Annotated in this window: 19 protein-coding genes; 8 read left to right on the top strand and 11 right to left on the bottom strand. The window is 70.3% G+C overall.

All coding sequences use genetic code 11. The features are described from left to right. The first annotated feature begins 76 nt into the window (after positions 1-76). From M3Q35_RS29940 to M3Q35_RS29950, 3 genes are read left to right on the top strand one after another with little or no spacing between them, the layout of a single operon-like run. Entirely contained in the window at positions 77-772 is a 696-nt protein-coding gene (locus M3Q35_RS29940; protein ID WP_273935906.1) for a response regulator transcription factor, read from the top strand. Between the two features lies 1 nt (position 773). Beyond that, positions 774-2183 carry a sensor histidine kinase gene (locus M3Q35_RS29945; RefSeq protein ID WP_273935907.1) on the top strand — a complete coding sequence of 470 codons (1410 nt, stop codon included), beginning with the start codon at positions 774-776 and terminating at the stop codon, positions 2181-2183. 60 nt (positions 2184-2243) lie between these two features. After that, on the top strand, positions 2244-3434 hold the full coding sequence (locus tag M3Q35_RS29950) for a cytochrome P450 (RefSeq protein ID WP_273935908.1): 1191 nt from the start codon (positions 2244-2246) through the stop codon (positions 3432-3434). 67 nt (positions 3435-3501) lie between these two features. Here the strand turns inward: M3Q35_RS29950 and M3Q35_RS29955 are convergent, their stop codons facing one another. The 3 genes from M3Q35_RS29955 to M3Q35_RS29965 form a co-directional block, all read right to left on the bottom strand. Next, positions 3502-4488, bottom strand: a complete 987-nt coding sequence (locus M3Q35_RS29955; protein ID WP_273935909.1) for a malate dehydrogenase — start codon at positions 4486-4488, stop codon at positions 3502-3504. A gap of 273 nt (positions 4489-4761) precedes the next feature. After that, positions 4762-5067: a DUF3017 domain-containing protein gene (locus M3Q35_RS29960; RefSeq protein WP_337960485.1), complete on the bottom strand. Its 306-nt coding sequence runs from the start codon at positions 5065-5067 to the stop codon at positions 4762-4764. Then, positions 5064-5924 (bottom strand): bifunctional methylenetetrahydrofolate dehydrogenase/methenyltetrahydrofolate cyclohydrolase, encoded by an 861-nt coding sequence (locus tag M3Q35_RS29965; protein WP_273935910.1) that lies wholly within the window; start codon positions 5922-5924, stop codon positions 5064-5066. The genes M3Q35_RS29960 and M3Q35_RS29965 overlap by 4 nt, the downstream gene beginning before the upstream one ends. A gap of 255 nt (positions 5925-6179) precedes the next feature. On the opposite strand from M3Q35_RS29965, the gene M3Q35_RS29970 reads away from it, so the two are divergent. Then, positions 6180-8471 (top strand): TNT domain-containing protein, encoded by a 2292-nt coding sequence (locus M3Q35_RS29970; RefSeq protein WP_273935911.1) that lies wholly within the window; start codon positions 6180-6182, stop codon positions 8469-8471. Positions 8472-8549: 78 nt separating this feature from the next. On the opposite strand, the gene M3Q35_RS29975 is transcribed toward M3Q35_RS29970, so the two are convergent. From M3Q35_RS29975 to M3Q35_RS29990, 4 genes are read right to left on the bottom strand one after another with little or no spacing between them, the layout of a single operon-like run. Beyond that, positions 8550-9143: a pentapeptide repeat-containing protein gene (locus M3Q35_RS29975; RefSeq protein ID WP_273935912.1), complete on the bottom strand. Its 594-nt coding sequence runs from the start codon at positions 9141-9143 to the stop codon at positions 8550-8552. Beyond that, the gene (locus M3Q35_RS29980) at positions 9140-9598 is read right to left on the bottom strand and encodes a universal stress protein (protein WP_273935913.1); all 459 of its coding nucleotides are present in this window, start codon (positions 9596-9598) and stop codon (positions 9140-9142) included. The genes M3Q35_RS29975 and M3Q35_RS29980 overlap by 4 nt, the downstream gene beginning before the upstream one ends. A gap of 14 nt (positions 9599-9612) precedes the next feature. Continuing rightward, positions 9613-9972 (bottom strand): hypothetical protein, encoded by a 360-nt coding sequence (locus M3Q35_RS29985; RefSeq protein ID WP_273935914.1) that lies wholly within the window; start codon positions 9970-9972, stop codon positions 9613-9615. Continuing rightward, positions 9969-10604 carry a TetR/AcrR family transcriptional regulator gene (locus M3Q35_RS29990; RefSeq protein ID WP_273935915.1) on the bottom strand — a complete coding sequence of 212 codons (636 nt, stop codon included), beginning with the start codon at positions 10602-10604 and terminating at the stop codon, positions 9969-9971. Before M3Q35_RS29990 ends, M3Q35_RS29985 begins: the two co-directional genes overlap by 4 nt. 107 nt (positions 10605-10711) lie before the next feature. Between M3Q35_RS29990 and M3Q35_RS29995 the strand changes: the two genes are divergently transcribed. The 3 genes from M3Q35_RS29995 to M3Q35_RS30005 all read left to right on the top strand — a co-directional run bounded on the left by M3Q35_RS29995 (position 10712) and on the right by M3Q35_RS30005 (position 15161). Continuing rightward, positions 10712-11545: an esterase/lipase family protein gene (locus tag M3Q35_RS29995; protein WP_273935916.1), complete on the top strand. Its 834-nt coding sequence runs from the start codon at positions 10712-10714 to the stop codon at positions 11543-11545. A gap of 118 nt (positions 11546-11663) precedes the next feature. Next, on the top strand, positions 11664-13955 hold the full coding sequence (locus M3Q35_RS30000) for a chitobiase/beta-hexosaminidase C-terminal domain-containing protein (RefSeq protein WP_273935917.1): 2292 nt from the start codon (positions 11664-11666) through the stop codon (positions 13953-13955). Positions 13956-14051: 96 nt separating this feature from the next. Then, entirely contained in the window at positions 14052-15161 is a 1110-nt protein-coding gene (locus M3Q35_RS30005; protein WP_273935918.1) for an outer membrane protein assembly factor BamB family protein, read from the top strand. Here M3Q35_RS30005 and M3Q35_RS30010 read toward each other — a convergent pair whose 3' ends face one another. Continuing rightward, positions 15162-16109, bottom strand: a complete 948-nt coding sequence (locus M3Q35_RS30010) for a helix-turn-helix transcriptional regulator (protein WP_273935919.1) — start codon at positions 16107-16109, stop codon at positions 15162-15164. Positions 16110-16190: 81 nt separating this feature from the next. Here M3Q35_RS30010 and M3Q35_RS30015 point away from each other — a divergent pair, with 81 nt between their 5' ends. Further along, entirely contained in the window at positions 16191-16598 is a 408-nt protein-coding gene (locus tag M3Q35_RS30015) for a VOC family protein (RefSeq protein WP_273935920.1), read from the top strand. Here M3Q35_RS30015 and M3Q35_RS30020 read toward each other — a convergent pair. The 3 genes from M3Q35_RS30020 to M3Q35_RS30030 all read right to left on the bottom strand — a co-directional run bounded on the left by M3Q35_RS30020 (position 16585) and on the right by M3Q35_RS30030 (position 21768). Beyond that, entirely contained in the window at positions 16585-17259 is a 675-nt protein-coding gene (locus tag M3Q35_RS30020; protein ID WP_273935921.1) for a hypothetical protein, read from the bottom strand. The two genes, M3Q35_RS30015 and M3Q35_RS30020, sit on opposite strands and share 14 nt — an antisense overlap. A 348-nt stretch (positions 17260-17607) precedes the next feature. Then, the gene (locus tag M3Q35_RS30025; protein ID WP_273935922.1) at positions 17608-18342 is read right to left on the bottom strand and encodes a hypothetical protein; all 735 of its coding nucleotides are present in this window, start codon (positions 18340-18342) and stop codon (positions 17608-17610) included. Between the two features lie 117 nt (positions 18343-18459). Beyond that, on the bottom strand, positions 18460-21768 hold the full coding sequence (locus M3Q35_RS30030) for an error-prone DNA polymerase (protein ID WP_273935923.1): 3309 nt from the start codon (positions 21766-21768) through the stop codon (positions 18460-18462). Positions 21769-21958: the final 190 nt, after the last annotated feature.

The raw sequence follows: 21958 nt of genomic DNA on the forward strand, positions 1-21958 counted from the left end.
TGATCCACAGACCCGGTTCGATCGGGTGACCCAGTTCACAGCGGAACGCGAATCCTGTTCGGTTCGTTCAAGCGGCGTGGAACGGCCGCCCCTGGTGTACGGACAGGGCCAGCAGCTGCTGGTCGTCGACGACGAGCCGGGCATCACCGAGATGCTGGCCACCACCCTCGACCTGGCCGGCTACCAGGTCCGCACCGCGGCGACCGGCCGCGAGGCACTGCGGCTGGTCACGGCCGAGCGGCCCGACCTGGTCATCCTCGACGTGATGCTGCCGGACATCGACGGCTTCGAGGTGTGCCGGCGGGTGGCCGAGCAACCCGACGCGCCGCCGGTGCTGCTGCTGACCGCCCGGGACTCGGTGCTGGACAAGGTCACCGGCCTGACCACCGGCGCCGACGACTACCTGACCAAGCCGTTCAGCATTCCCGAGGTGCTGGCCCGGGTGCAGGTGCTGCTGCGCCGGGCCCGCCGCCGGCCCGACCCGGTGCTCAGCGTCGGCGGGGTGGTGATGGACGAGGCAACCCGACAGGTGACCAGGGACGGCCGGCTGGTCGAGCTATCCCCCACCGAGTACCGGCTGCTGCGCTACCTGATGGTCAACGCCGGCCGGGTGGTGTCGAAAAGTCAGGTCCTCGAGCACGTGTGGCGGCACGACTTCGGCGACGGCGTGGTGGAGAAGGTGGTGTCGCGGCTGCGGCAGAAGCTGGACGCGGCCGGCGCGCCGCTCATCCACACCGTTCGCGGCTTCGGCTACAGCCTGCGGGAAGGCTGAGGTGCGCCGGGCCAACTCGCTGCGCGGGCGGCTGGTCTGCGCGGTGATCGTGCTGGCCGCGCTGGGCATGGTCATCGTCGACACGGCCTCGATCGTCGCGTTGCAGGTCTACTTCCGGGACCGTGCCGACGTGTGGCTGGCCAACACCACGAAACGCGTGACGACGCAGATCGACACCACTCCACTCGTGCTGACCAAGGACTACATGGCCGCGCTGCTACAGCCGGGCTACGTCGTGGCGCTGGTCGGCGCCGACGGTCGAATCCTCGACCAGACGCCGGCCCAGAACTCGATGGGCCAGGACGCGCCGCCGCCGATCCTGCCGACCGTGCTCGGTCACGACTTCGCGGCCACGCCCACGACCCTGCAATCGGCCGGCGGCCCGGAGTACCGCGCGCAGCTGATCGGCGTCGGGACGCACGTCCGCTACCTCGGCCCGGACGGCCGGTCGACGCCGGTGACCGGAGCCCTGATCGCCGAGAGTCTCGATCCCACGGCCGACGCGCTGAACCGGCTGATCCTGTTCGAGGTGATCGCCACGGTCGTCGCGCTGGCCGGCATCGGGCTGCTGAGCTTCGGCGTGCTGCGGGTGGGCCTGCTGCCGCTGCGGGACATGGCCCGGGCCGCGCGCCGGATCGCGGCCGGCGAACTGCACCAACGTGTGGACGTGCCGAACGAGGCCTCGGAGGTCGGCCAGGTCGCGACCGCGCTGAACGAGGCGTTCGACGCGCGCCAGCAGTCCGAGGAAAGACTGCGTCGTTTCGTCGCCGACGCGTCGCACGAGCTGCGCACGCCGCTGACCACCATTCGCGGCTGGGCCGAGATGCACCAGCACGGACTGGCCGACGAGAACATGACCGCGTTGTCGATGTCGCGCATCCAGCAGGAAGCGGCCCGGATGCAGGCTCTCGTGGGCGACCTGCTGTTACTGGCTCAACTGGACCAGCAACTCGAGCCAAAAACCGAACCGGTCGACGTGGCCGTGCTCGCGACCGACGCCGTGGCCGACGCCCGGGCCACGGCGCCGGACCGGCACATCGAACTCGTCACCGAAGGCGACACCGAGGTGGCCGGAGACGCGAATCGTCTTCGCGAGGTGTTGCAGAACCTCATCGGCAATGCCCTCGTGCACACCCCTTCGGGCACGGAAATCGACGTCCGCGTGACCGGTTCGTCTGGCAGGGTGGAATTGGTTGTGGCCGACAACGGACCGGGGCTGGACGAGGCGGCCGCGGGCCGGGTGTTCGAGCGGTTCTTCCGCGCCGACCAGGCACGGAGCCCGGGCACCGGCGGCACCGGACTGGGGTTGAGCATCGTGCGCTCGATCGTGGCCGCGCACGGCGGCTCGGTCGACCTGGTCACCGGTCCGGGTCAAGGCTGCGCCTTCACTGTCAGCCTTTCGTCAGCTTGATGGGAGTCGGCGGTCAGGCGCAGCCGGTTGGCTGGGGATGACTTCTGAGGGGAGAGCACAGTGACCATCGAGGCGACACCGTTGCCCACCACGCGGCCGACGCCGTTCGACCCACCGGAGGACTACCGCAAGCTGCGGGAGGACCAGCCGGTGAGCCGGCTGGCCATGCCGGACGGGTCACTCGGCTGGCTGGTGACCAGCTACGAGCTGGTCCGCGCGGTGATGTCCGGACCGCAGTTCAGCTCGACGCCGGAGAGCCTGACCAACCCGCTGCGGGTGGTGGCCCCGGAGGAGAAGTTCAGCGCCCAGCCGGGCATGTTCATCTCCATGGACCCACCGGACCACGGCCGCTACCGCAAGCTGCTGACCGGCCAGTTCACCGTGCGTCGGATGCGCTCGCTGGAACCGCGCATCCACCAAATGGTGGTGGAGCACCTGGACGCCATGCAGGCGGCCGGCGACTCGGCCGACCTCGTGGACAAGTTCGCGTTGCCGATCCCGTCACTGGTCATCTGCGAGCTGCTCGGCGTGCCCTACGACGAGCGCGACGAGTTCCAGCACCGCTCGAGCAAGATGCTGGACACCTCGCTGCCGATCGCGGAGACCTCGGCGGCCGCCCAGGGCATCCGCGAGTACGTCGGCGGCCTGGTCGCGCGCAAGCGGGCCGAGCCGGGCGACGACATGATCAGCGGCCTGTTCGAGTCGGACCCGACGCTGACCGACGACGAGGTCGCCGAGATGGGCCTGCTGCTGCTCATCGCCGGCCACGAGACCACCGCCAACATGCTCGGGCTGGGCACGTTCCTGCTGCTCCAGCGCCCGGACCAGCTGGCGAAGCTGCGTGCCGACCCGAGCCTGGTCAACAACGCCGTCGAGGAGCTGCTGCGCTACCTGTCGGTGGTGCAGTTCGGCACCATGCGCGGCGTGATCGAGGACGTCGAGATCGGCGGCCAGCAGTTCCGCAAGGGCGAGACCGTGATCTGCTCGCTGGCCGCGGCCAACCGCGACCCGGCGCGCTTCGACAACCCGGAGATCCTGGACATCACCCGCTCGCACAGCACGCACATCGCGTTCGGGCACGGCATCCACCAGTGCCTCGGCCAGCAGCTGTCCCGGATCGAGATGCAGATCGCGTTCCGCGAGCTGTTCGACCGGTTCCCGAACCTGCGGCTGGCGGTGGCGCCGGAAGAGGTGAAGCTGCGCACGACGTCCGTGGTGTACGGGGCGGCGTCACTGCCCGTCGCCTGGTGACGGACGCATGAGGAAGGCCCCCGCCGCGGCGGGGGCCTTCCTTTTCCGAAGTTTTTTCAGATGGCGATCAGATCAGGCCGAGGCTGCGCACGGCCTCGCGCTCTTCCGCCAGCTCGGCCACCGAGGCGGCGATCTTGCCCCGGGAGAACTCGGAGATGGTCAGGCCCTGGACGATCTCGTACTTGCCGTCCTTGCAGGTGACCGGGAACGAGGAGATCAGGCCCTCCGGCACGCCGTAGGAGCCGTCCGACGGCACGGCCATGGAGGCCCACTGGCCCTCGGCGGTGCCGTTCACCCAGTCGTGGATGTGGTCGATGGCGGCGTTGGCGGCCGACGCGGCCGAGGAGGCGCCACGGGCCTCGATGATCGCCGCGCCGCGCTTGGCCACGGTCGGGATGAAGGTGTTCTCCACCCAGTCCTGGTCGTCGACCAGCTCGAGGGCGTTGCGGTCGCCGACGACGGTGTGGCTCAGATCCGGGTACTGGGTGGCCGAGTGGTTGCCCCAGATCACGAGCCGCTTGATCTCGGTGACCGGCACACGGAGCTTGCTGGCCAGCTGCGAGTACGCGCGGTTCTCGTCGAGGCGGGTCATCGCGGTGAAGCGCTCGGCCGGCACGTCCGGCGCGTGCTGCTGGGCGATCAGGGCGTTGGTGTTGGCCGGGTTGCCGACCACCAGCACGCGCACGTCGTCGGCCGCGCCGGCGTTGATGGCCTCACCCTGCGGCTTGAAGATGCCGCCGTTGGCCTCGAGCAGGTCGCCGCGCTCCATGCCCTTGGTGCGGGGCCGGGCGCCGACCAGCAGGGCCACGTTCACGCCGTCGAACGCCGTCTTGGCGTCGTCGGTGATGTCGATGCCCTCGAGCAGCGGGAACGCGCAGTCGTCCAGCTCCATGGCGGTGCCCTCGGCCGCCTTGACCGCCTGGGGGATCTCCAGCAGGCGCAGCCGGACCTTGGTGTCCTGGCCGAGCAGCTGGCCCGAGGCGATCCGGAACAGCAGTGCGTAGCCGATCTGGCCAGCCGCACCGGTGACGGTCACGTTGACGGAGCGTGCCACAGGGAAGATCCTCCCGAATCGCAGTCTGCATCACGTCCACGGGTGCGACCACCATGGCAGGAGTCCTGTCCGGCGGTCTCAGCACCGGGACCGCGCACCGGGCGCGTCGCCCGGTGGCCGCAGATTACCAACGAGCGCCGGACCCCCGCCGTCCGCCGTGAGCAGCGTCTCCACGTGGCCACCACCACCCCCGCGAGTCCCGCTCAGCGTCACACCGAAATGCATGAATCTGTTTCACGCATTCGGTGTGACTGTGGGCGGGACTCGCGGGGTTTACTGGTCGAAGGGGCCGCCGGTGATGGTGGCGGCGACGAGGATGATCAGGAGGCCGAGGCCGCCGTAGAGGACGATGTCGGTGAGCTTGCGGCGCAGGGCGATCAGGCCCAGCTGCTGCTCCGGCAGCAGCACCCGCAGCCCGGCGGCGACCAGCAGCGAGCCGCCGATCAGGCCGGAGCCGATCCGCCAGTGGTACAGGAAGATCAGCACGACGCCGGCCGCGGCGACCGCCATGACCAGCGCGAACGGCGCGTAGCGGCCGATCTCCCCGGTCCACCGGCGCCGGCCGGTCACGGTGATCACGACTGCGCCGCGAGCGAGCGCTCGGCGGCCTCCACCACGTTGGCGAGCAGCATGGCCCGGGTCATCGGCCCGACGCCGCCCGGCATCGGCGCCAGGTAGCCGGCGACCTCGCGCACATCGGGGTGCACGTCGCCGCGCAACCCTTCGTCCGTCCGAGTGATACCGACGTCCAGCACGGCCGCGCCCGGCTTGACCATGTCGGCGGTGATCAGGCCGGCCACGCCGGCCGCGGCCACCACGATGTCGGCCCGGCCCACCTCGGCGGCCAGGTCCTTGGTGCCGGTGTGGCACAGCGTCACGGTGGCGTTCTCGCTGCGGCGGGTCAGCAGAAGGCCCAGCGGCCGGCCGACCGTCACACCACGGCCGACCACGCACACCTGCGCGCCGGCGATCGGCACCTCGTAGCGGCGCAGCAGCGCCACGATGCCGCTCGGCGTGCACGGCAGCGGGCCGGGCTCGCCCAGCACCAGTTTGCCCAGGCTGACCGGGTGCAAGCCGTCCGCGTCCTTGGTCGGCGCGATCCGCTCCAGCAGCGCGCCCGTGTCCAGGTGCTTGGGCACCGGCAGCTGCACGATGTAGCCGGTGCAGGCCGGGTCGGCGTTCAGCTCGTCCAGCACGGCCTCGAGGTCGGCCTGGGAGATGTCGGCCGGCAGGTCGCGGCGGATCGAGGTGATGCCGACCTTCGCGCAGTCCGCGTGCTTGCCCCGCACGTAGGCGTGCGAGCCGGGGTCGTCGCCGACCAGCACGGTGGCCAGGCCCGGCGTCACCCCCTCGGCGGTGAGCGCGGCGACCCTGACCCGCAGGTCGTCGAAGATCGCGTCGCGGGTGGCCTTGCCGTCGAGGATCGTGGCGGTCACGGTGACCATCATGCCCTGTTCACGGTGACTGCTCCGCATGGGGCGAGATCGGCCCGAAACCACCCCTTCGGCCAGGTAACACCCGTTACACCCACCGACCCCATAACTCACTGTCGCCCGATTGCGCCATTCGCCCCCGTTGGCCTTCGTCAGGGACAATCATCGATGCTGGTCGTGACGAGGAGCAGGGAGGTCTGGGCCACACCCGGTGTGAGGCGGGTGTCAGATCGCAACGGAACGCGAGAGGATGGGCGTGTGTCACAGCCGACCCCGCTGAACCCAGTCGAACAGGACGCGTTGGTCAAGCAGATCGGGCTGGCCCTGATGAAGGCCGCTCCGCAGGACTGGGAGCAGGTCAGGGCCTACTACCGGGCTGCCGGGCGCTACTTCGAGCTGTCCGCCGAGGTCACCGACCAGGACGGACAGAGCCGGGCCTGGACCGCGCCCGCGGACATCGCGTCGCTGTTCGCGCGCCTACGGGCCGGCATGTACCGCGAGGGCCGCGGCACCTGGTTCAACGCCCGCTACCAGCTCGACAAGCCGTCCAGCTACAACCTGGACTTCGACCGCGACGAGCCGCAGTGGCAGAACCCGCCGCCCCTGATGGCCTACACCGACGAGATGCGGTTCTTCCCCCGCACCGACGACAACGTGCCGGAATGGCTGGCCGGGCGGCTGCAGGCGCCGGCGCCGCCCCGGCCGCCGATGCCGCCCCAGAACGGCATGGCCGCGCCGAACGGCCCGGGCCCGCAGCCCGGACGGCTGCGCACCGCGCGGATCTTCGACGGTCCCGGCCCGGACGGCCGGCCGACGGTCAACCGGCCGCCGCTGGACCCGGCCGAGGTCGGCAAGGTGCTGGACTACCTGGAGGCGGCCCCGGTCGTCATGACCGCCCAGGGCATGGACAGCGACCGGCTGGCCCACGAGAACCCGGAGTCCATCCCGTTCGCCTTCCACACCGACGGCACCTGGATCTGGCCGGCCGCGGTGATCTTCTACCTGGCCCGCTACGGCGTGCCGCCCGAGCCCGACCTGGTGCAGCACATCCGCGGCGTCAACTTCCTGGCGCCCGAGGTGGACGAGCCGACCCGCGGCCAGGCCGTGGCCCTGCTCAGCACCATGGTGCCCAACGGCCGGCCGGTGCCGGCCCAGCAGCCGCCGGCCACCCAGATGATGTCCGTGCCCGAGCCGCCGGCCCCCGAGCCGGAGCCCGAGCCGCTGGTCGTCGAGCAGCACGTGGAGCCGGAGCCGGAACCGCTGGTCGTCGAGCAGCACATCGAGCCGGAGCCGGAGCCCGAGCAGCTCGGCGGGGCCAGCATCGACCTGCTGCGCAACCTGCTGGACGAGCTGAACGTGCCCTCGTCGGTGTACCGGATCGGCGAGCCGTCGCCGAACACCTGGTACCTGGAGCGGGTCGAGGACGGCTGGCAGGTCGGCTGGTACGAGCACGGCTTCAGCACGCCGATGCTGTTCGACGACGACAACGACGCGGCCGCGTTCCTGCTGGGCAAGCTGCTGCTCAACCGGCCGGTGCCGGTCGACGAGCCGCAGCACGCCGAGCCGGAGCCGGAGCCCGAGCCGGTGGACGTCGCGCCGATCCACGTGCAGCAGCTGTCGGACCTCGACCTGCCGCCGCTGGACCTGCCGTCCCGGCCGGACCCGCTGGACCTGCCGCCGCGCAGCCAGCCCGAGCCGGAGCTGGATCTGCCGGTGCGGGCCCAGCACGAGCAGCCGCTGGACCTGCCGGTGCGGCCGGAGCCCGTCGACCTGCCGTCCCGCAACCAGCACGAGCCGCTCGACCTGCCGGTTCGGGCCCAGCACGAGCAGGCCATGGAACCGCCGGCCGGGCCGCCGATGGATCTCCCGTCACGGCCGGAGCCGATGGACGTGCCGGCCCGTGCGTTGCAGGAGCCGCAGGCGGACGCCCCGCCGCTCGACCTTCCGCCACGGGACCTGCCGCCGCGCGGCGACCAGGCCACGCGGATGGAGCCGGGTCTGCCGCCGATGACGCCGCCCCGGCCGATGCCCGCGCAGCCGCCCCTCGGGCAGCCGGTGCCGCCGGGGCAGCCGCCGCTCGGTGGCGACCGGCCGCCGCTGCCGCCGATGGCCGGCCAGAACCAACCGCCGATGACACCGCCGAACGGCCAGCCCCAGAACGCGCAGAACGGGCAGGCGCAGCGGGGCGACGACTGGCCGATCCAGCCGCTGCGGGGCGAGCCGCCGCTGACGTTGTTTCGGGGCAAGCGGGTGATCGAGCTGCCGCAAGGCGTCGAGGTCGACCGTTTCGGGCAGCCGGACGGCAACCTCACCTACGCCGGTGGCACGCCGTTCCCGCTGCGCTCGCTGGTGCCGGAGTGGGTGGGCCGGCCGTACCACGTGTACCGGCTCCAGCAGCCGGTACAGGCCCTGGCCGGCGTGGCCGTGCCGTGGTTCGGGCAGCCCGGTGGCGGCACCGCGTACCTGCTGCCGAAGTCGATCGACGAGCTGCTGGCCGACGGCACCCTCGTCGAGGTCCGCCAGGGCACCCCGCCCCCGACCGGGCAGTAGCCGCTTTTTTCCGCTACGTGAGTGGCTCATTTGGCCCCAGCGGCCAAATGAGCCACTCAGGTAGAGCCAAAAACCCCGTCAGCTCTCGACGAGCAGGCCGTGCGCGGCGGCGAAGCGGACGGCCTGGTCCAGGTCGATCTTCGCGCCGGTCAGCTGGGCCTGGCGTAAGCCGTCCGGATCCAGCCGGGCGCCGCGCAGGTCGGTGTCCTCCAGCCGGGTCCGCAGCAGCCGGGCGCCGGACAGGTCCGCGTCGCGCAGATCGGATTCCCGCAGGTCGGCCTCGACCAGGTTGGCCTCGCGCAGCCGCAGCCCGGACAGGTCCATCTTGCGCAGGTCGACCCGGCCCAGGCCGGCCAGCGACAGGTCGGTGTCGCGGATGACGCAGCCCCGCAGCCGGCAGTCGGTGAACGTGGAACCGAGCAGGGTGCAGTGCTCGAACCGGCCCGAGGCGAACACCGTGCGGTTGAACGTGCAGCCCCGGAACGCCGTCCCGCTGTGTTTGCTGTCACCGAGGTCGGCCCGGGTGAAGTCGCAGTCGGTGAAGGTGCACGCCTTCGTGACCAGGTCACGCAGGTCGGCGTCGGTGAAGTCGCAGCGCTCGAACGAGCGGCGCTCCCAGCTCTGGCCGGTGAGCACGGCGTCGGCGTAGTCCTCCCCGTTCTCGGTGCTCACGGGACGACCACCACCGGCCGCTGGGCCCGGGTGACCAGGGTCTTCGGCACGGAGCCGAGCAGGTGGCCGCCGCGCTGGGAGCGGCCGACGACGATGCAGTCGGCCCGCAGCTCCTCGGCGATCTGCTCCAGGGCGGTGGCCGGGTCGCCGCGGTGGTGCAGCAGGTCCCACTCGATCCCGTACTGGGTGAGGTACTGGCCGGCCTCGGTGCGCAGCTCGGCCACGAAGTCGTTGGCCGCCTCGGCCGCGTTGATCATGCCGATGGACGTCCAGTAGGCGGCGCTGGCCAGCGGCTCGACGTAGACCAGCACCAGGCGGGCCCGCTCGCGGCGGGCCAGTCCGGCGGCCCATGCGGCCGCGTGCACGGCCGGCGGCGAGCCGTCGACGCCGACGACGATGCTGCCGACCCCGTCCTTGCCGATCTCGAACCCCGGTACGGCAGCGTCTTCTGGCACGTCAGCGATCGTAGTCAGTCCCGCGGCTCGCGCCGGAAGAACGCCTCGATCACGGCCTTGTCCACCTCGGCCGACGAGCCGGTGATGGTCAGCTTGTCCCCGCCGACCTCGATCTCGATCCTGCGCTCGGTGCCGCGCTTGACCCAGTCCCGCAGCGCCCGTCCGAGCTGGATCAGCACCGGCGAGCTGCTCAGCGCCACGATGATCTCGCTGACGGTGGCCGGGTCGAGTCCCTTGCTGGCCGCGGGCGGCGGGCCGCCGGGCGCGAACTCGGCGCTGTCCACGTCCAGCTCCAGCAGCTCGGCCCGGAGCTGGCGGGCCTGCTGGTCGACGTCGTCGGGATCCCCGTGCAGCAGCAGCGAAACGGTGGTCACCGGTCGGAGATTACACCGTCCACAATGGACTCAAGGCCGGCCCGGACGATCCGGTGGTAGGCCACCAGCTGCCCGATCAGCTCGTCCACGTCCTCACGGCCGTCGAACAGCCAGTCCGTGATCAGCTCGAACAGTGCGCCGACCGTGGCCAGCGCGATCGGCCGAATGTCGCCGGAACCGTGCACCACACCGTGCTGACGCCACACCGCTTCGACGAAACCGGCGGCCCAGCGCCGGTTCTCGCGCCGGCGTCGCTCGACGGTCGGCGACACACCGGCCGACTGCCCGAACACCACCCGTGGCACCTGCGGATCGGCGACCAGGGTGCGGGCGAACGTCTCGATCAGGTCGTCGATGCTGCCGCCGGCCTCGGCCAGCGCCGCCTGCATCCGGGTCGCCAGGTCGTCGGCGAGCTGCTCGAACAACGCCAGGTAGCAGGCTTCCTTGCTGTCGAACAGCTCGTAGAAGCTCTTGGTGCCGACGTAGGCCGTCTGGCAGATCTCCTCGATCGGCACCGCGGCGAAACCCTTGCGCCCGAACAGGGTCAGCGCTGCCGCCAACAGGTCGGCGCGGCGCTGCGCCCGGCGCTGCTCGGCGTCGAGTCCCCGGACCGTGCGGCCGCTGCGCGTCATGCGGCGATGCTACGGAACCGGTTCTGAAAAATCTGCCTTGTTCGAAACAAGTTGGCGTGTTGTACTCGACGTGAGCCAGGTCACTGACGCCCTGCCCCGGAGGTTCCATGCGCAAGCTCCTGATCCCCCTGCTGGCCGCGTTCGGGCTACTAGCCGGCACGGCAACCGCCACCGCGGCGCCGACATCCGGCGTGAACGACTACTCGTGCGCGCCCAGCGCGCAGCACCCGGAGCCGGTCGTGCTGGTGCACGGACTCGGCGCCAACGGGCCGCTCAACTTCGCCACCCTCGCGCCGACGCTGGCTTCCCACGGCTACTGCGTCTTCTACCTGACCTACGGCACCGGGATCCTCGGCCCGACGGTCGGCGGCCTGCGCCCGATGGAGGACAGCGCGGCACAACTCAGTGCCTTCGTCGACGAGGTGCTGGCCGCGACCGGCGCAGCCAAGGCCGACGTCGTCGGCCACTCCGAGGGCAGCACCGTGCCCGCGTACTACCTGAAGTTCCTGGGCGGCGCGGCCAAGGTCGCGCACTTCGTCGGCTTCGGCGCCAACTACGCCGGCACATCGCTGGACGGCCTGGCCACGCTGGCCAACCTGCTGCACCTCGGCCCGGTGCTGACCGGTGTCGGCTGCGCCGCCTGCACGGAGTACCTGCCCGGTTCCGCCTTCCTGACCAAGCTCAACGCCGGCGGCGTTGCCGTTCCCGGGCCGACGTACACCAACATCGTCTCGAAGTACGACACCGTGGTCACGCCGTACACCAGCGGCGTGTTCACCGCGCCCAATGCCACCAACATCGTGCTCCAGGACCACTGCTCGGCCGACTTCACCGGGCACCTCGGCCAGGCGATCGATCCCAACGTTGCGTCGTTCGTGCTCAACGCCCTTGATCCGAGCAGCGCTGTGCAGTGCCAGCCGTTTTTTGACGCAGGGGCCTGAATTTCGCGCTTGACCCTTCCGCACCCCGGGCGGGGCAGTCTATGGTCACCACGCTTGAGAGCGCTCTCACAACGTCGTGTCCGGCAGCCCCTGCCCCTGCTCGGAGGTGCTCAACTCCATGAAGAGACTGTTAGTAGCCTTAATCGGTGCAGTTGCCCTGACCACGGCGTCTACCCTGCCCGCCGCCGCGGCTGACGACTACACCCAGTCCGTCACGCAGACCAGCACCAGCCAGGCCCGCATCGACTTCACGCCGACAACGGCCTCGCTGTACGTGGACGTGCACTACACCGGCGTTCCCGGCCTCGGCCAGCAGAACGTCCGCATGACCAACAACGCCGGCACCTGGCAGTGGACCGTCAACGGCCTGGCCACCGGCAACGTGCTCGACTACTGGTTCACCTACGAGAAGAGCGGGCCGCAGTACGACACCCCGCACTTCAGCTACACCCAGGGCGGCAGCACCACGCCGACCGCCGCCGCGCCGACCTTCAGTCCGCCCGGCGGCAACTACACCACCGCCCAGACGGTGACCATCTCCACCACCACCGCCGGCGCAACCATTCGGTACACAGTGGACGGTTCGACGCCGACCACCGGCTCGCCGCAGTACACCGGACCGATCTCGGTGCCGTCCAGCCGGACCGTGAACGCCATCGCCGTCGCGTCCGGCATGGCCAACTCCCCGGTGGCCAGCGCCGTCTACACCATCGGCACCACGTCGACGAGCTGCCCGACCCAGTCGGACACGCCCAACTTCGGGCCGAACGTGCACGTGTTCGACCCGAGCATGTCGGCGGCCACCATCCAGGCCCAGCTCGACGCCGACTTCAACGCGCAGAAGGACACCCTGACCGCGCAGTTCGCCGAGCGGCGGGTGGCCGAGCTGTTCAAGCCCGGCACGTACGGCGTGAACGACAACGTCGGCTTCTACACCTCGGTCGCCGGCCTCGGCCAGAACCCCGATGACGTCACCATCAACGGGCACGTCACGGTCGACGCCTTCAACGCGTCCGACGCCGGCAACGCCACCCAGAACTTCTGGCGCTCGGCCGAGAACATGGCCGTCAACGCCACCGGCGGCGACCGCTGGGCCGTGGCGCAGGCCGCGCCGTTCCGCCGGATGGACATCCGCGGCGACCTCCAGCTGTACCCGGCCAGCTACGGCTGGGCCAGCGGCGGCTACGTGGCCGACACCAAGGTGTCCGGTCAGACCGCGTCCATCTCCCAGCAGCAGTGGTACACCCGGGACTCGAACTTCGGCAGCTGGTCCGGCGGCGTGTGGAACATGGTGTTCTCCGGCGTGAACGGCGCGCCCGCCACCACCTTCCCGACCCCGCCGGAGACGACCCTGGCCACCACCCCGGTGTCGCGGGACGTGCCGTACCTGTACGTCGACGGCACCGGCAAGTACCGGGTGTTCCTGCCTTCCTTGCGTACCAACGCCTCCGGCCCGAGTTGGGCCAGCGGCAGCACGCCGGGCAGCTCGGTGCCGATGAGCCAGTTCTACGTGGTCAAGGCGGGCGACACCGCGTCGACCATCAACGCGGCGCTGAGCTCCGGCTGCAACCTGTTCTTCACGCCGGGCGTCTACCACCTCAACCAGACCCTCAACGTCACCAAGGCCAACACCACGATCCTGGGCATCGGCTACCCGACCCTGGTGCCGGACAACGGGGTCAACGCCATGCAGGTGTCCGATGTGGATGGTGTGCGGCTCAAGGGCCTGCTGTTCGACGCGGGCACGACCAACTCGGCCGCGCTGCTGACGGTCGGCCAGTCCGGGTCGTCGGCCAGCCACGCCGGCAACCCCACCTCCATCCAGGACGTGTTCTTCCGGATCGGCGGCGAGATCGCCGGCAAGGCCACCGCGTCGCTGATCGTCAACAGCAGCAACACGATCATCGACCACATCTGGGCCTGGCGGGCCGACCACGGCAACGGCGGCACCGTCGGCTGGGGCACCAACACCGCCGACAACGGCGTGATCGTCAACGGCAACAACGTGTTGGCCACCGGGCTTTTCGTCGAGCACTACCAGAAGTACGAGGTGACCTGGAACGGCCAGGGCGGCCGGACCATCTTCTTCCAGAACGAGATGCCCTACGACGTCCCCAACCAGGCGGCGTGGATCGCGCCCAACGGCGTCAACGGCTATGCCGCGTACAAGGTCGGCGCCAACGTCACCTCGCACGAGGCGTGGGGCCTCGGCAGCTACAACTACTTCAACGTCAACCCGTCGGTGAACGCCTACCACGCCTTCGAAGTCCCCAACAATTCCAACGTCCGGTTCCACAGCCTGCTGACGGTTTCCCTGAACTACCAGGGCACCATCACGCACGTCATCAACGACACCGGCGCGGTCACGCCTTCTGGCACCACGCCGAGCAACGTCGTCAGTTACCCGTGAGGTAGCGCGGCCGGCCCGTTTCGGCGGGCCGGCCGCGTGATCACGGTTGTGCATCTCCAACCCCGTGACCGGTGGACGGCGTGTTGTGATCCGGCCATGCGCGGGATGGTGCACGGGGCGACGGCCGGGGCGGCCGTCGCCTTCGTCGCGTCGTGGTTCCTGCCGTGGATGGCCGGCGCGGCAGCGTTTCCCTTGCTCGGCCACGCTTTCCACATGTGGTACTGGTTCACCTTCGACGGCCCTGGTTTGGGTGCCGGGCTGGAGATCGTCCTTCTCGGGCTGCTCGGCTTGGTGGCGATCGCGAGCGCGTTCCTGGCCGCGCCCCGCACCGCGGCCGTGACCGCGGTGTTGGGCGCTGCGGTGGGCGTGCATCTGATGTTGCGGGAGCATCCGGGTCTCGAATCCGGGCCCGGGCCGCTGGTCACGGCCGTCGCGCTGGCGGTGGTCGCGGTGGCACAGGCCTTGCGTGGCGAAGTCGGCCGGTGGTCGGCGATCGCCACCGCTGTGGTAACCGCTTTGCTCGCTGTGGCAACGGGTTTCGGCGCTTCGGCCTACGCGGCGGCCCGTGATGTCGACGCCACCACCTCCAGCGAAACCGGCGCGGTGACTGTCGAGGCGCAGGACGGCGCGCTCAGCGGCGTGACGGCACGGGACAGCGCGACCAGGGCGGAACGCTGGCATTACCGGGCCCGCGGCTGGACGTTTCCGTCGGTCAAGCTCAGCGGCGACGGCAGCACCGTGTTCGTGGTCGCCCTGCGGGTGACCGAACGGGAGGCGGTGGCCTTCGACGCTCGCAGCGGAAAGCTGCGCTGGCAGCGGGCACTGTCCGAGGGCAGCTGGCCGGGGCCGCCGGAGGGCCCGGCATACGAGTTCTTCCCGGCCGGACCGGGGCTGGTGTTGGAAGCCGGCACCGACCACGTCCGATACTTCGACGCGGATGGCCGTGAGAGCACGATTCGGCTGGACGGGGGCTGCGGCTTCAGCGCCGCTGGCGGCGTGCGCACGCAGTACATCGTTGAGCAGTGCCAGGGCCGGCTCCAGCTGTTTGCCGCGGGCCAGGATGGCAGGCATCTGTGGACCACGCCGGCGTTCGAGGCGCCGACCGGCGGGATCCCCGTGGTGGAGGACAAGGGCGACACGGTTGTCGTCAGCACCGGCGGCGGCACCGACACCTTCGACGCCGCCACCGGGAAACCCCGCCGCTGATCAGTCTTCGGCGTTGGCGGCGAGCCGGTTCGCCAGTGCTCGCACCAATTCTTTCAACGCGTCCGGCTGTTCGATGACGAACGGTCGGTCGAGTGCGGCCAGCCGCGGGGGTATCCAGTCGAGCTCCTGGGCCCGGATTCGGGCCCGTACCCAGGAATCCGCGTCCTCCAGCGTGGCGATCGAGGGCGGAAAGACGGCCCGGATCTGTTCCGGCGTCGCCTGAATCCGTACCGACACTTCGTGTCGGTACGGAGCCTCGGCAATCGCCGTCAGAACCTGTTGCGTGGGATCGAATCCCGTTGGCACATCAAAGGTTCCGGCGCTCATGCCGACGGTCGTGATCCGGTCGACGCGGAACGTGCGCACCTCGCCGCTGGCCGAGTCGAAGCCGGTCAGGTACCAGCGGCCGGAATGCGCCACGATCCCGTACGGATGGACGACGCGCCGGCTGTCGCCGCCGTGTCCGGCGGTGTAGCCGAGATCAACCGGTCGGCGGTCCCGTGCCGCCTCGGCGACGGTCAGCAGGGTCGCGGCCTCGGTCGTGAGCGCCGACCGGGCCGGTGTCGTGAAGTCGGCGATCTCCAGCAGCGCATCGAGCCGACGGCCGAGGGCGTCGGGCAGCACCCGACGGACTTTGGCGATCGCGCTCTCGGCGGCGGTGCTGATCACCCCGGCGCGGCGACCGGCGACCAGACCGAGCAGGACGGCCAAGGCCTCCTCGTCGGTGAGCATCAGCGGCGGCATCCGGTAGCCGGGGGCCAGGCGGTAGCCGCCGTAGCGGCCTCGGATCGCACGGACCGGGATGTCCAGGTCGTGCAGGTGGTCGACGTAGCGACGGACCGTGCGCTCGTCCACCTCGAGCCGGGCGGCCAGCTCGGCGACGGTCCTGGTGCCGCCGCTCTGCAGGATCTCCAGCAGGGCCAGTACGCGGGCGATGGGCCGGGCCACCGAAAAATCCTCTCAATACCGGGCGGATTCTGTCCAGTATTGCTCCTAGCGTGTCGGACGACCCCTTGGGAAGGAACTGTCATGCAGCTTGTGTCCGTTCGCGTCATCACCAACGACGTGGCCCGCCTGGCCGAGTTCTACGAGCAGGTGACCGGCCGTCAAGCCCGCCGGCCGGCGCCGCAGTTCGCCGAGCTCGTGGGCCCGTCCTGCACGCTGGCCATCGGCAGCGCCGAGACGATGGCGCTGTTCAGCGCCGGCGCGGCCGTGCCCGAGTCGAACCGCACCGCGATCATCGAGTTCCTGGTCGATGACGTCGACCAGGAGTACGAGCGGTTGGCCGACATCGCTGCCGAGATCGTGCAGAAGCCGACCACGATGCCGTGGGGCAACCGGTCGCTGCTGTTCCGCGACCCCGACGGCAACCTGGTCAACCTCTTCACCCCGGTCACCGACGAGGCCCGCCGCCGGGTCACGCCTACGGCTTCTTGAGCCGATCAAGCACGGCCCGCACCTGCGACTGGGCGATCGCGGCAAGATCGTCCAGCTTGGCCGGGTCCTCGCCGTGCGCGCGGAGGACCGCGACCTGGACCTCCACCGACACGTTGCTGTCCTGCACCCTGACGATGTAGCTCCCGCCCGGGGACTGGGCCGTGCCGGCGATCCCGAGCCAGTAGTTTTGGGCGCCGAGCCCCGGGATCGTGCCTTTGGTCCACCCCGGCTGCACGGTGGCGTTCCACCGGTCGTATCCGGGCGACTCGCCGGCGGAGGTGAACTCGGCGCTGACACCGATGCCGGCCTGGTCGGTGGTGACGCCGTCGGTGGGCGATGTGCTGGTGTAGTTCAGCCGGCACGTCAGCGCGCCACCGTAATCGCCATCGGGCGGGAGTTCCTGGTGTACCGGCGCTGTTGGCTTGGTGGACCACTTGGTCAGCGGTGTGGGGTCGAGCAGATCGCAGGCGTTGGTGATCGCCGCCATCGAGTACTTGCCCGGCGGCGCGGAAGACTGCGGGGCGCCGGTCGTGGTCGGAACTTGGCTCGGTGCAGCCGGAATCGACGTGGGCACGGCCTGAGTGGATGAGCCGCCGCTCACGAGGAAGCCCACCGCCACTCCGACGACCAGCACCGTGACCAGCCCGATCGCGCCGACCACTATCGGCCCAGCCTTCGCGCCGCGGGGCGGAGCTGCGGGCGGCGGAAAGCCGGACCGGGGACCGTAGCCTGGCGCGTACCCAGATGTGGGCGCGCCGAAGGTGGGCGTGGTCGGGGCGGGACCGGCGGCTAGCGGAGCCGGGGCAGGCGAAACCTGACCGGCCGCAGCCGAACCGGGCTGCTCGACCGGGGTCGGGCCGACCGCCGGCGGAACTGGGGCAGGCCGAACCTCGCCGGCTGCGGCCTCGACCGAGCCGGGCCGATCGACCGGGGTCGGGCTCGCCGGCCCGGCGGCGGGGTCGGGCTGGTCGGCTTCACCCGGGAAATCAGTCATCGGTGCCCCATCCCCCTACTTCTGCTTCAGCCCGTTCAACGCCCGGCGGGCCTCGGCCTTGGCGACCGACTCCAGTTCTTCGCGCTGCACCGGGGAGTCGTCCTTGTCCCGGCTGACGTTGAGCCGCACGCGCACCGAGACGTTGCCGTCCAGCACGGCCAGCAGGTACCGCGTGTCGGTGACCAGGTCGCCGAAAACCTCGGTGTGCCAGTAGGCCTTGGCCCCGATTCCGGTGACCGGACCGGATGCCTTGCCGACGCCGGTCTTGGCCGCGTCACCGCGTTGCCAGTTGTCATAGGCAGCCGGGGCGCTGCCGTTGGTGAACTCGGCATCGACGATGATCTCGGCCGTGTTCACGGCGTCGCCGTTGAAGTAGATCCGGCAACTGAGGCTGCCGGCGCCGGTGGCGTCCGGGCGGACCTCGCGGTGCTCGGGCGGGCCCGCGAGGGTGGACGACCACTTCGTCAGCGGGGCGGGATCAACGAGATCACAGGCGTTGGACACCGCGTTCATCGAGTAGACCGGGGCCGCCGCCGGTTTCGACGGCTGGCCGGCGGACTGTCTGAGGACGACACCGATGCCCACCCCGACCCCCGACACGACCACCAGCGCGACGACGCCGGCCACGATCCAGGCCGTCCGGCGCGGCTTGGGCGGTGGCGGCGGAGCGTTCCCCGCGGTCGCGAAGAAATCCGGGGCGGGCCCGTTCACAGCCCACTGATCCGCACGCCCGTGGTCGGATTCGGTCATCCCCCGCAGCCCTCCTCCCGGCCGCACGGCGATCCTCGGATGGCCGATCGCGGCGAGTCGAGCCTAGTAGATCCGAAACGCCTTACGGCACACCGCGCTTGACCACCGGACTTTCGGTCAACGGAAGTCACGTGAGGTGGAGGGCACGCGGATGTCCAGGTGCCGCAACTGGTCCGCCTGGAGGCTGATCACCCCCTCGGCCTTCTCCAGGACGCCGCGCACCAGCACCGCCGAGCTGGTACGGGCGATCCGGCGGTAGCGCCGCCACAATCCCTCGCTGCACACCACGTTCAGCATGCCGGTCTCGTCCTCCACGTTGAGGAACGTGACGCCGCCCGCGGTCGCCGGCCGCTGCCGGTGGGTGATCGCGCCGCCGACCAGCACCCGCGTCCTGTCCTCGACCTTTCCCAGCTCTGCCACCGGAATCGCGCCCATCTGGGTCAGCTTTCCCCGCACGAACTGGATCGGGTAGCTGTCCGGCGAGACGCCGGTCGCCCACACGTCGGCCGCGGCCACCTCGACCACGTCCATGCCGGGCAGCATCGGCGCGTCCGTGCCGGTCACGGTGCCGGGCAGCCGGCCCGCGCGCTCCTTGGCCGCGGCGCCGGCGGCCCACAACGCCTCCCGGCGCTCCAGTCCCAGGCTGGTGAACGCGCCCGCGGTGGCCAGCGCCTCCAGTTGCGGCGTGGTCAGCCCGATCCGGCCGGCCAGCTCGACCATGCTGCGATACGGGCCGTTCTCCTCGCGGTCGTCGACGATGCGTTCGGCCAGCTTGTCGCCGATGGTGCGGATCGCGCCGATACCCAGCCGCACCGACGGTCCCGGCAGTTCCAGGGTCGGGTGCGACAGGCTGACGTTGATGTCCGGACCGTGCACGGTGACGCCGTGCCGGCGGGCGTCGGCCACCAGCGACTGCGGCGAGTAGAAGCCCATCGGCTGGGCCCGCAGCAGCGCCGCGCAGAACGCCGCCGGGTGATACAGCTTCAGATAGGCCGAGGCGAACACCAGGTGCGCGAAGCTGAGCGCGTGGCTCTCCGGGAAGCCGAAGTTGGCGAACGCCAACAACTTCCGGAAGATGTCGTCGGCCAGCTCACCGGTGATGCCGTTGGCCGCGGCGCCGGCGTAGAAGCGCTCCCGCAGCCGCTCCATCCGGTACGTCGACCGCTTGGCCCCCATCGCCCGACGCAGCTCGTCGGCCTCGGCCGGGCTGAAGTCGGCCACGTCCACCGCCATCTGCATCAGCTGCTCCTGGAACAGCGGCACGCCAAGGGTCCGCTCCAGCGACCGCTCCAGCAGCGGATGGTCGATCTTCACCTCCTCGGCTCCGCTGCGCCGCCGGATGTACGGGTGCACCGAGCCGCCCTGGATCGGGCCGGGCCGAATCAGCGCCACCTCCACCACCAGGTCGTAGAACACACGCGGCTTGAGCCGGGGCAGCGTGGCCATCTGGGCCCGGCTCTCCACCTGGAACACGCCGACGGTGTCGGCCTGGCACAGCATGTCGTAGACCTTCGGGTCGTCCAGGTCCAGTGTGGACAGATCGACCGTGACGTCCTCGAAGTCCTGCACCAGGTCCACCGCGTAGTGCAGGGCCGACAGCATGCCCAGGCCGAGCAGGTCGAACTTGACCAGGCCGGCCAGCGCGCAGTCGTCCTTGTCCCACTGGAGCACCGACCGGTTCTCCATACGGGCCCACTCCACCGGGCAGACCTCGCTCACCGGCCGGTCGCAGATGACCATGCCGCCGGAGTGGATGCCCAGGTGCCGCGGGAAACCCGCCAGCTGGTTGGCCAGCTCCACCACCAGCTCCGGGATGTCGTGGTCGCGTTCGCCCTCGGTGGTCGGCAGCGGGCCCCAGCGGTCGATCTGCTTGGTCCACGCGTCCTGCTGCCCCGATGAGTAGCCCAGCGCGCGGGCCATGTCACGGACGGCGATCTTGGCCCGGTAGGAGATCACGTTGGCCACCTGCGCGGCGCAGGTGCGGCCGTAGGTGTTGTAGACGAACTGGATGGCCTCCTCGCGGCGGTCGGATTCGATGTCCAGGTCGATGTCCGGAGGTCCGTCACGGGCCGGCGCGAGGAAGCGCTCGAACAGCAGGTTGTGCTTGACCGCGTCCACGTTGGTGATGCCCAGCGCGTAGCAGACCGCCGAGTTGGCCGCCGATCCCCGGCCCTGGCACAGGATCTCGGCCTTGCGGCAGAACTCCACGATCTGCCAGACGATCAGGAAGTAGCCGGGGAAGCCCAGGTCCTTGATCACCTTGAGCTCGTGCTCGATCTGTTGGTACGCCTTGGGATTCGTGCTCGGCGAGCCGTACTTCTTGCGCGCCCCGCGCATCGTCAGCAGGCGCAGGTAGCTGTCCTCGCTGTGGCCCGGCTGCACCGGGAACGGCGGCAACTTCGGGGCCAGCAGGTCGAGATCGAACGCGCACTGCACGGCCAGGATCGCCGCGTTGTGCACCGCCTCCGGGTAGCGGTGGAAGCGGTGCATCATCTCCTCACCCGTGCGCAGATGCGCCGCGCTCGACGCCGGCAGCCAGCCGGCCATCTCGTCCAGGCTGCGCCGGGCCCGCACCGCCGCCAGCGCACCGGCCAGGCGATTCCGGTCCTGCGTGGCGAAGTGCACGTTGTTCGTGGCCAGGTACTGGACTCCGTGCTCCTTGGCCAGCTCCACCAGCAGGTCGTTGCGGACCGTGTCCTCGGCCAGGCCGTGGTCGGTCAGCTCCACGAACACGTTCCTCTTGCCGAACAACGAGATCAGCCGCTTCAGCTCACGCTCCGCACCCGCCCGCCCCTCGTGTGCGAGCGCCGTGCGCACGGTTCCCTTGCGGCAGCCCGTAAGCACCGCCCAGTTGTCGTTCGCCTCGGCCGCCACTTCGTTCAGGTCGTAGACCGGACGGCCTTTCTCCTTGCCGTCCAGCTGCGCCTTGGTGATCGCCCGACACAGCGCCGCGTAGCCCTCCGGGTTTCGGGCCAGCACCAGCAGGTGGTTGCCTTCCGGGTCGGCGATCCCGTTCTGCGGCATGGACAAGCCGAGGCTCAGCTCCGAGCCGAACACCGTCCGGATGCCCACCTCCTTGGCCGCCTCGGCAAACCTGATCACCCCGTACATGCCGTCGTGGTCGGTCAGCGCGATCGCGTCCAGCCGCATCCGCCCCGCCGCCTCGATCAGCTCTTCCGGGTGGCTCGCCCCGTCCAGGAAGCTGAAGTTGGAATGGCAGTGCAGTTCCGCGTACGGGATGCGCTTCTCGTCCCCGTACACCGTCGTCTCCGGCGACAGCTGCGCCGGCATGTCCCCCGGCTTCTCGTACCCGTCCCGCTTCCGGCTGTAGCCCGGGGCGTCCCCGCCGTCCGGGATCACCCCGGGACGGCCCGAGAGGGTACGTTCGAGGTCGCGCCAGCGAATCGGTGGATTGTTCCAGCCCATGCCGTGCGCCTCCTTTAGAACTTGTGTTCGACTATGCTTCCCCGGACTGGCCATGTCAAGCCGGCCTACGCAGCGAAACCCCAGGTAGCGCCGCCGCGTGCCGCATAATCGGGCGCGAGGCCGTGTTCAGCGGCAGCGCAACCGCCTGATGATCACCGCAGGTCAGCGGCGTTTTTGCGCGGAAGGGGCG

The organism is Kutzneria chonburiensis (genome assembly GCF_028622115.1).
Lineage (GTDB): Bacteria > Actinomycetota > Actinomycetes > Mycobacteriales > Pseudonocardiaceae > Kutzneria > Kutzneria chonburiensis.